This is a genomic window from Anabaena sp. UHCC 0253 (genome assembly GCF_009712085.1).
In the GTDB taxonomy this organism is placed as follows: Bacteria; Cyanobacteriota; Cyanobacteriia; order Cyanobacteriales; family Nostocaceae; genus Dolichospermum.
On record NZ_VILD01000009.1, the window covers coordinates 160947 to 168971 of the forward strand.

At 36.1% G+C, this 8025-nt stretch carries 9 protein-coding genes and 1 pseudogene; 6 read left to right on the plus strand and 4 right to left on the minus strand.

Annotated features, from left to right (window positions below; all coding sequences use genetic code 11):
• The 3 genes from FJR38_RS28750 to FJR38_RS22235 form a co-directional block, all read left to right on the plus strand.
• On the plus strand, positions 1–295 hold a 295-nt coding region (locus tag FJR38_RS28750), incomplete at its 5' end, for a S49 family peptidase (RefSeq protein ID WP_254449532.1).
• A 60-nt stretch (positions 296–355) separates the two neighbouring features.
• Positions 356–769, plus strand: coding sequence for a chorismate mutase (gene aroH / locus FJR38_RS22230; RefSeq protein ID WP_168492633.1), 414 nt, complete (start codon positions 356–358; stop codon positions 767–769).
• A 40-nt stretch (positions 770–809) separates the two neighbouring features.
• Complete coding sequence (locus tag FJR38_RS22235) at positions 810–1097, plus strand: hypothetical protein (protein ID WP_168492631.1); 288 nt, start codon at positions 810–812, stop codon at positions 1095–1097.
• A gap of 131 nt (positions 1098–1228) precedes the next feature.
• Here FJR38_RS22235 and FJR38_RS22240 read toward each other — a convergent pair whose 3' ends face one another.
• Positions 1229–1984, minus strand: coding sequence for a TspO/MBR family protein (locus FJR38_RS22240; RefSeq protein WP_168492629.1), 756 nt, complete (start codon positions 1982–1984; stop codon positions 1229–1231).
• A 110-nt stretch (positions 1985–2094) separates the two neighbouring features.
• Here FJR38_RS22240 and FJR38_RS29420 point away from each other — a divergent pair.
• The 3 genes and pseudogenes from FJR38_RS29420 to FJR38_RS22250 all read left to right on the plus strand — a co-directional run.
• A pseudogene (locus FJR38_RS29420) lies at positions 2095–2282 on the plus strand (hypothetical protein); the annotation flags it as partial.
• Between the two features lie 615 nt (positions 2283–2897).
• Complete coding sequence (locus FJR38_RS22245; protein WP_168539600.1) at positions 2898–4139, plus strand: pitrilysin family protein; 1242 nt, start codon at positions 2898–2900, stop codon at positions 4137–4139.
• A 14-nt stretch (positions 4140–4153) separates the two neighbouring features.
• Positions 4154–5425, plus strand: coding sequence for a pitrilysin family protein (locus FJR38_RS22250; protein ID WP_168492628.1), 1272 nt, complete (start codon positions 4154–4156; stop codon positions 5423–5425).
• A gap of 350 nt (positions 5426–5775) precedes the next feature.
• Here FJR38_RS22250 and FJR38_RS22255 read toward each other — a convergent pair whose 3' ends face one another.
• The 3 genes from FJR38_RS22255 to FJR38_RS22265 form a co-directional block, all read right to left on the minus strand.
• Entirely contained in the window at positions 5776–6180 is a 405-nt protein-coding gene (locus tag FJR38_RS22255) for a type II toxin-antitoxin system VapC family toxin (RefSeq protein WP_168492627.1), read from the minus strand.
• Positions 6170–6385, minus strand: a complete 216-nt coding sequence (locus FJR38_RS22260) for a hypothetical protein (RefSeq protein ID WP_168492626.1) — start codon at positions 6383–6385, stop codon at positions 6170–6172. The genes FJR38_RS22255 and FJR38_RS22260 overlap by 11 nt, the downstream gene beginning before the upstream one ends.
• 219 nt (positions 6386–6604) lie before the next feature.
• The coding region (locus FJR38_RS22265) for an RNA-binding domain-containing protein (protein WP_217360045.1) at positions 6605–8025 on the minus strand (1421 nt) is incomplete at its 5' end.

An 8025-nucleotide genomic window follows, 5' to 3' on the forward strand; every position in this document is an offset into this window, starting at 1 on the left:
GGTAGATAAGGTAAAAAGCTTCGCTGACGGCCGGATTTTTACCGGACAACAAGCCTTAGAATTGGGTGTTGTAGACCGCTTAGGGACAGAAGAAGACGCACGACGTTGGACAGCCGAATTGGTAGGACTTGATCCAGAGAAAACTCCTTGTTATACGCTAGAAGAACGGAAACCATTGTTGAGCCGTATTCTACCAGGAAGTCGTCTAGCCAAATCAGGTATTAGTGCTGGAATTGATTGGTTAGAGTTTGAAATGTCCACAAGTGGTTTACCCATGTGGTTATATCGCCCATAGAAATAACAATTGACAACGGACAACGGACAACTAACAACTAACAAAAGGAGGATTTTAGTAGTGGAATGGCAAATGCGAGCAATTCGTGGTGCAACAACCGTTGCAGAAAACAGCATCGAAGCAATTCGAGACTCAGTGACAGAATTATTGGATGAGTTGGAGCAAAGAAATCAACTTCAGCCAGACAATATGATTAGTGTGACTTTTTCAGTGACAAAAGATTTAGATGCTATTTTCCCAGCCGCGATCGCTCGCAGTCGTCCTCTATGGGATAGTGTAGCTATGTTAGATGTCCAACAAATGTACGTTGAAGGCAGTTTACCGCGCTGTATTCGCTTTTTAATTCACGCTAATTTACCAACTTCTACCCCAATTCACCACATTTATTTACGCCAAGCAGCTAAACTTCGTCCAGATTGGAGTTTACCCCAAACGTTACAAACTTCACAGCACGTAATGGAGACGAAAGTTTAAAATCAGCAGAGTCAATAACATAAGTAAAAATTAGCGCCAAATGAGCTATTACAGTGGTGACGCGGCTGCTCAACCTGCTGCTATTGGTGGGAGTATTTTCACTCATAGAGGAACTGGTATCTGTGTGAAGTTAGATAATTTTTTAAATATTCTCTCCAAAGGTGAAGAGCCGCTTGTCATTGTCACCAGTGAAGGTTATTTTACGAAAATATATAAATATGTCACAGCATATAAGGGTTTTGTCTTTTTCGCAGAATCTTTAGACAAAGTGGAATTTGGTAGCAATATTGAAGTTATTTATGCTCAGAGTTTAGGAACGGAAATTTAATACAGCAGGATGTAGGGGCGCAGTCCCTGCGCCCAGTCTGCACAACTTGACAGAAAAACGAGCGGCCTATATGCTCACTGGCGGCGCAGTCCCTGCGCCCAGTCTGCACCCAGTCTGCGCCCAGTCAGGATTTATTTCTCTACAAATGTAAGTTTTAAAGGATACAAAGGCTCAGATCCATTTAATTGCCAAATTCTCAATACCAATACAGCAGCAACCGTTAGCCATACACAAGAAAAAGATAAAATCATGCCCGCTAAAGGAACAGTTTGCCAATAAATTGCTGTGACTACTAGGGCAGATAACCAAGGACCTAAAATAACCACGGGAACAGCAGCACCTAATCTTCTTTCTACGGTAAAAATCGTATTCCAAGTATCACCGAAAGAAAGATGTATCACAAACAAAATTAAAGGCAATACTAAAAATTGGTGATTCATTTGCTGCCAAACTAACACAGAAGAAATTACCCGCAACACAGCAATGATCATCCAAACTATGGGAAATGCTAAAGGTGGTGGCGACCATTTTGGTCTAATTACTTGATCATAAGTTGTCCGAGAGCGGGTATTATCTAAAAGCGAAAAAATTCGGGAACGGATACTTAATAAAGCAAAAAATAATGCAGTCAGTAAAGTGCTAAACCAACTGGGAAAAGAAGAATTTTGATCAATGAACGTTACTAGTTTTTCCATTCCCAGTAATACAATAATCATCACTCCTATTTGTAGAATAGTTCCTAATTTATAAACTAAAACTGCCTTGATATCTAATTCTTTTGTGGTCGCGGCTGATGTATTAAGGAATTGTTGTTGATTTCCATTTTTCACCCCCATCACTGTGTTAACAATCTGTTCAAGTATTCCACTATCATTTGACTGATTCATGATTAAAAGATGGCGAGTAGTTAGTAATAATTTATTATTGCGTAAGTCCTATAAATCTGCATCGAATTATTAAGATAACAGCGATCGCTCTACCTGTGTTAAGCTAGACAATAACTTCGGTTACAATAGTATGGCAAATAGCCCAAGCCGATGTTTCTGTAATTCTCCACGAGATGCGCCCTCAAAGCTTCAGCCCTGCCTATCATAGCGAAAATTTGGCAGAATTGACTTCTTTCGGGCTATGGCAAGCGATCGCACCACAGATTACTCAGAACATAGGCTGAAAACGCTCAAATCCTGATTTCTGCTTTTCCTTGTGCATAAGACGTCAGTAACCCAGCCCTAAAGGGACTGGGCTTGCAAGAGTAATCAAGCAAGCCGTACTGACCAGACCACCCTGAGCGTAAGTCTTATGGTAGCCGTTATTTGAGTCACGACACCTTGGAATGCGTTCGCGCGAGCGTGCCGTCAGGCATAGCTAGTTCCCTGCTCTGTCATTTGCAATTAAACAGTTTTAAGGTCACTGAAACAGTGTTGCAAGTCTAACAAGCTCTTATAACAGGTCGTTCGCGCAGCGTGCCGTAGGCATCAGCTAACATTACCCCGAAAGGGAGGCTCTTCGGAGCAACACATTATGCGTACAGAGTTGGGAAATTTGAATCGGTAATTGTCCCGTTGAAAGTACATCACAAAAGTACCCCGAATTTCCTAACTCCAAGGCGGTAATAAAGAAATATTTAAGGCGGTTAAAACCGTGGTCAGTGAGCTTGTCGAACTGCTCGTGTCGTTTCCTCTCAGCACTAAAGTGACTGAGTTTCCCACTTACCGCAAGGTCTTATGAAAATCAAGGTTAGAATAGAAAATTAGATTCTGGTTGAAGCTATAAAAATTGTCAAAACAACTAACTAACAGCGTGTTTCCCGGTTCAGTCATCAAATTAGATAATGGCTTAACATTCATTCACCAAGAGATATCCACTACACCTGTAGTGGTAACTGATGTTTGGGTGCGTGCGGGAACTAACCTAGAACCAGAGTCTTGGTTTGGAATGGCACATTTTTTAGAACACATGATTTTCAAAGGCACACCAAACCTGCTTCCTGGAGAATTTGATTATCACATCGAAAAAATCGGCGGGGTGAGTAATGCGGCAACCAGCCACGATTATGCCCATTATTCCATTACAACCGCTGCTAATCACCTAGAGCATACAGTCCCCCATTTAGGAGAATTACTCCTCAATGCAGCCATTCCTGACGATGAATTTATCAGAGAACGGGATGTGGTATTAGAAGAAATCCGTTCTTACAATGATGATCCTGATTGGCTGGGTTATCAATCTCTGGTGAAAAATGCTTACCAAAACCATCCTTACGGGCGTTCTGTATTGGGTACTGAGCCAGAATTGATGCAGCATTCCCCGGAAGCTATGCGCTGTTTTTATCGCAGTTATTACCAACCAGAAAATATGACTGTGGTTGTGGTGGGGGGAATTGACGAAAAAGCGGCGCGGGAATTGGTAAACAGTACATTTGCAAATTTTCCCCAGCGGGATAATTGTCCCCAATTTACCAAAGTTGCAGCACCGCTAATTCAAGGAATTCGTCGTCATGAGTTAATATTACCAAGACTAGAACAAGCGCGGTTAATGATGGCTTGGAAAGTACCGGGAGTAGAAGAAATTCGGGCTGTTCATGGTTTAGAATTATTATCAGTGCTGCTAGGGGAAGGGAGAATTTCTCGGTTAGTATCTGATTTGCGGGAAGAAAAGCAACTTGTCCAAGAAATTTGCTGTAATTTTTCTCTACAACAAGAATCAAGTTTATTTACAATTACTGCTTGGTTAGAATCAGAATATTTGGAACGAGTTGAAAATTTGATTTGTTCCCATTTACAAGAATTGCAAAATCAAGAAATTAGCCAGCCAGAGCTAAATCGCATTCAGAGGTTTTTATGTAATGAATATGCTTTTTCTACAGAAACACCAAATCAGCTAACTAATTTTTATGGTTATTATCATACTATAGCCGATGCTGAATTAGCTATTACCTATCCCCAGGAAATCCAGTCTTTAGATACTCAAGAACTGCAAAAATTAGCTCAACAGTATCTTTCACCAGCTAATTATGCTGTGACAATTCTTAAACCTTGTTAGTTATTAAGTGAAAAATGCAAACTATTAATAATCGCGCTCTCATTCATCGCACTGTATTAAGTAATGGTATTGTTTTATTAGTATCAGAAAATCAAGCCGCTGATATTATTGCTGGACGGATTTTTATTCGGGCTGGTAGTTGTCATGAACAGCGAGAAAAAGCTGGTTTAGCACATTTGTTATCAGCAGTGATGACAAAGGGCTGTGATGGTTTATCGAGTTTAGAAATTGCTGAAAAAGTGGAATCTGTGGGTGCTAGTTTAGGCACAGATGCAGCTACAGATTATTTTTTGCTATCTTTGAAAACAGTAACGACTGATTTTGTAGAAATTTTAGCATTAGCTGGACAATTATTGCGATCGCCTACTTTTCCCGAAAATCAAGTAGAACTAGAAAAGCGGTTAGCAATCCAAGATATTCGTTCCCAAAAAGAGCAACCTTTTAGCCTGGCTTTTGAACAACTACGTCAGGTAATGTACCCAAATCATCCCTACTCTATGTCAGTTTTAGGTGATGAAACAACTATGAGCAGCATTACCCGTGATGATTTAATAGAATATCACCAAACTCATTTCCGCCCCGATAATATTGTCATTAGTATTGCTGGACGGATTACACCAGCACAAGCAGAGAAATTAGTAACAACGATTTTTGGTGATTGGGAAATACCAGATTCCGCCAAACCTACTCTTAATTTACCACCAATTGCCGGATCACCTAAACCTTGTCTTAAACCTTTAAATACTCAACAATCAATTGTCATGTTGGGTTATTTAGGACCATCAGTAACTAACCCAGAATATGCTGCTCTCAAGTTACTTGCTACCTATTTAGGTAATGGTCTTTCGAGTCGTTTGTTTGTAGAATTACGAGAAAAGCAAGGGTTAGCTTATGACGTATCTGCAATTTATTCTACCCGACTATTTCCAGCTTCTTTTGTAGTTTATATTGGCACTGCACCAGAAAATACTAAAATTGCTTTTAATGGACTTCGTCAGGAAGTAGAATTGTTATGTACCACCGAATTAACAGCAGAAGCATTACAAACTGCTAAAAACAAAATTATCGGTCAATATGCTTTGGGTAAACAAACTAATGGACATATTGCTCAAATATATGGTTGGTATGAAATTTTGGGTTTAGGAATTGAATTTGATCAAAAGTTTCCCGAATTAATTAATAATGTAACAGCAACTGAGGCAATTACAGCCGCTCGGAAATATTTACAAACACCATACTTATCTCTAGTGGGACCAGAAGAAGCAATTCAGACAGCTACTTTTTAATTATTTGTCTGATAGCGAAGCGTGGCGTAGCCATATCAGGATATCCAGGATTTAAGGATTTACAGGATGTTATTTTCAAATATCATGTTTTTTTTGAATCTTGATTTGATGATTAATTGTGATATTGAAGATGGAATTTTTTGTCTGAATCAGGATATCCAGGATTTAAGGATTTACAGGATGTTATTTTAAAGTATCATGTTTTGAATATTGATTTGATAATTAATTGTGAGATTTAAGATAGAATTACTTGATGATCATAATTTACCAAATATCTAAAAAATATAAACCTCAGAAAAATTCTCATATCTAAAAAAATTAGACTCAGTTAATATCCAAGCCAACCGACACTATTTTACTAACGAAAATCCAGCTTGCTGAAAATGATGATCAAAACTTAAAGCATGAGTAATATTCTGATTTCTCATAATTACAAAAGAAATACAGTCAACTAAACCCCATTCTTTATCTTGAAACTTCTTATACAAATCAAATCCTTGATGAAATAACTCTGGAGTGACATGGATAATTTCTACTGTTTCTGCATTTAATAAATATTCTATTAATTGAGTTGCTTCTTGTTTATAATTACGACTTAAACCATTAGCAATTTCTAATATAATTGCATCAGAAGTCACTAAAAATGAATCATCATAATAATTTGCTAAATCATTAGCTATTTGATGATATTGATCTCTTTGATTAATTAGAGCAATAATAAATGAAGTATCTAAAAAATAACGATTATTGCTCATCTAATTCTTGCTGGTATGAATATTTGTCAAAATTCACGGAAAAGTCTGTAGGACCTTGAATTTTTATCTGTTTTAATTGAGATAAAATTCCCTTTTTTGTACTATTCTTTTTATCTGTAAAATCTTTAATTAGTTGATAAACTTCATTAAGCTCTTGTTCTGGTATTTTGTCAATTTCTGCTTGAATAAGTTCTTTCATCGTCATAAATTTTACTCCTGCTGGCAATTTACTATATTATATCAGAATCAGGATATCCAGGATTTAAGTTAATAATAGGGTGTGTAAAGCCCTTACGGGAATGGCTGGCTTAGAGCAAAGCGTAACGCCCCAAATTTATTAAAAATAATCCCATAGATCAAGGCAAGGTGCGTTACGTTGCATATTTAATTTATTGTAAAATACAAGATATCCAAATTTTTAGATTTATTTGGAAAAACGTTTGAAAAGCTCCGCATATTCATCAATGTCAATTTCTTCAATGTTTGCACCAATACGTTGATAAAATTTTCCATCGTATTGTATAGGTTTTTCTCCAGCTTTCAAACAAAAAATAAGTACACTTTTATCGTGATAATCAATTATTTTAATCTCTCTACCTATGGTATCTTTAACTGTTTGAGGAATAGGTTCTGATTTAATTTGTTGAGTTATCCAGAGATAAAAATTATCAATATTCCCCTGTAATCTCTTTGCTTCGTGTTCTATTCCTGTTATCTTGAAATTTTTATATTCCACTGGTTCAATATTATATAATTTTTTTATCCTTTGTGCTGTCTGATCATTATCTGCTACTCCAACACAAACATAACCAGTTGCACCAGGTGAATGATTTGCCATTGCAGTTAAAGTTAGAATTATTTTACTAAAATTTCCTTGATCAAATTGTCCTCTTCCATCTAGTTGTGTAAAACCTTGTTTAAAATCATATAAAGATTGTTCTGTTTTTGATTGAGTTAGTAGAGTTTCAAATTCTGTTAACCATGAATCTTTAGCAGGATCGTTATTATCTCTTATTTTAAAAAACTCTCTAATAATCCCTTTAACTTTGTTAATATTACGCCTTTTATTTTGATAACTCCATGTTTGCCCACTAGTAATATCTATATCTTTATTAATGTTTTTTAAAGATTTTACTAATCCATCATAATTAGCTATTTCCATTTTTTCCCGAAAAACTAAATCGTAAAAACTGAAAAATATTACTTGAAAAGGACGAGGCATATATTTCAAATTGTTTAAACTAATTAATTCGCTAAAGTTTCTTTTTGATTCTTGTAATATCTCGCGAATATGATTATAGATAATTATAAATTCTTTTTTAATATGCTCAGGCTGCTTTAACACTAATGAAGTTTCTATTTTTTCCTGATTTTTACCATTTTTAAAGCCATAATATTCATCTGAGATAGAAGCACTACTTCTAGGTGTCTCAGGTAATAACATATATGCAATAATATCAGCAACAATTTGTTCATCTCTTGACTCTCTAAGCATTTCCTTTGTTAAAATTTTATTTTTTACCCAAAAAATATCATCAACTTTAATACCATATTCAAGTTCTTTATTAGTGATACTAATTTTTTTCATCTCATTAAGAAGAATAATATCTGAAGCTGATGCGTCTGATCTTATTTCACTTGAAATTATTCTTACTAAATTAGCAAATTTAGAAGTTGCACCTGCTGAACGTAATTCCTGTTTTGATAAATGTTTACCATTTGAGTTAATTCTTCTGAAAACTTCATCAACTTTATCATTATCATTGAAGGCATAAACAGATAGTGGAAGAATATAACTACCTATTATTTCACAGTATTCCCTTTCAAGAATAGGATTTTTTTGTA

What these genes read in the sequence shown, in the direction of transcription:
- FJR38_RS22235 (WP_168492631.1), top strand. Translation starts at nt 810, where the DNA reads ATGAGCTATTACAGTGGTGACGCGGCTGCTCAACCTGCTGCTATTGGT.
- FJR38_RS22240 (WP_168492629.1), bottom strand. Translation starts at nt 1,984, where the DNA reads ATGAATCAGTCAAATGATAGTGGAATACTTGAACAGATTGTTAACACA.
- FJR38_RS22250 (WP_168492628.1), top strand. Translation starts at nt 4,154, where the DNA reads ATGCAAACTATTAATAATCGCGCTCTCATTCATCGCACTGTATTAAGT.
- FJR38_RS22255 (WP_168492627.1), bottom strand. Translation starts at nt 6,180, where the DNA reads ATGAGCAATAATCGTTATTTTTTAGATACTTCATTTATTATTGCTCTA.
- FJR38_RS22260 (WP_168492626.1), bottom strand. Translation starts at nt 6,385, where the DNA reads ATGACGATGAAAGAACTTATTCAAGCAGAAATTGACAAAATACCAGAA.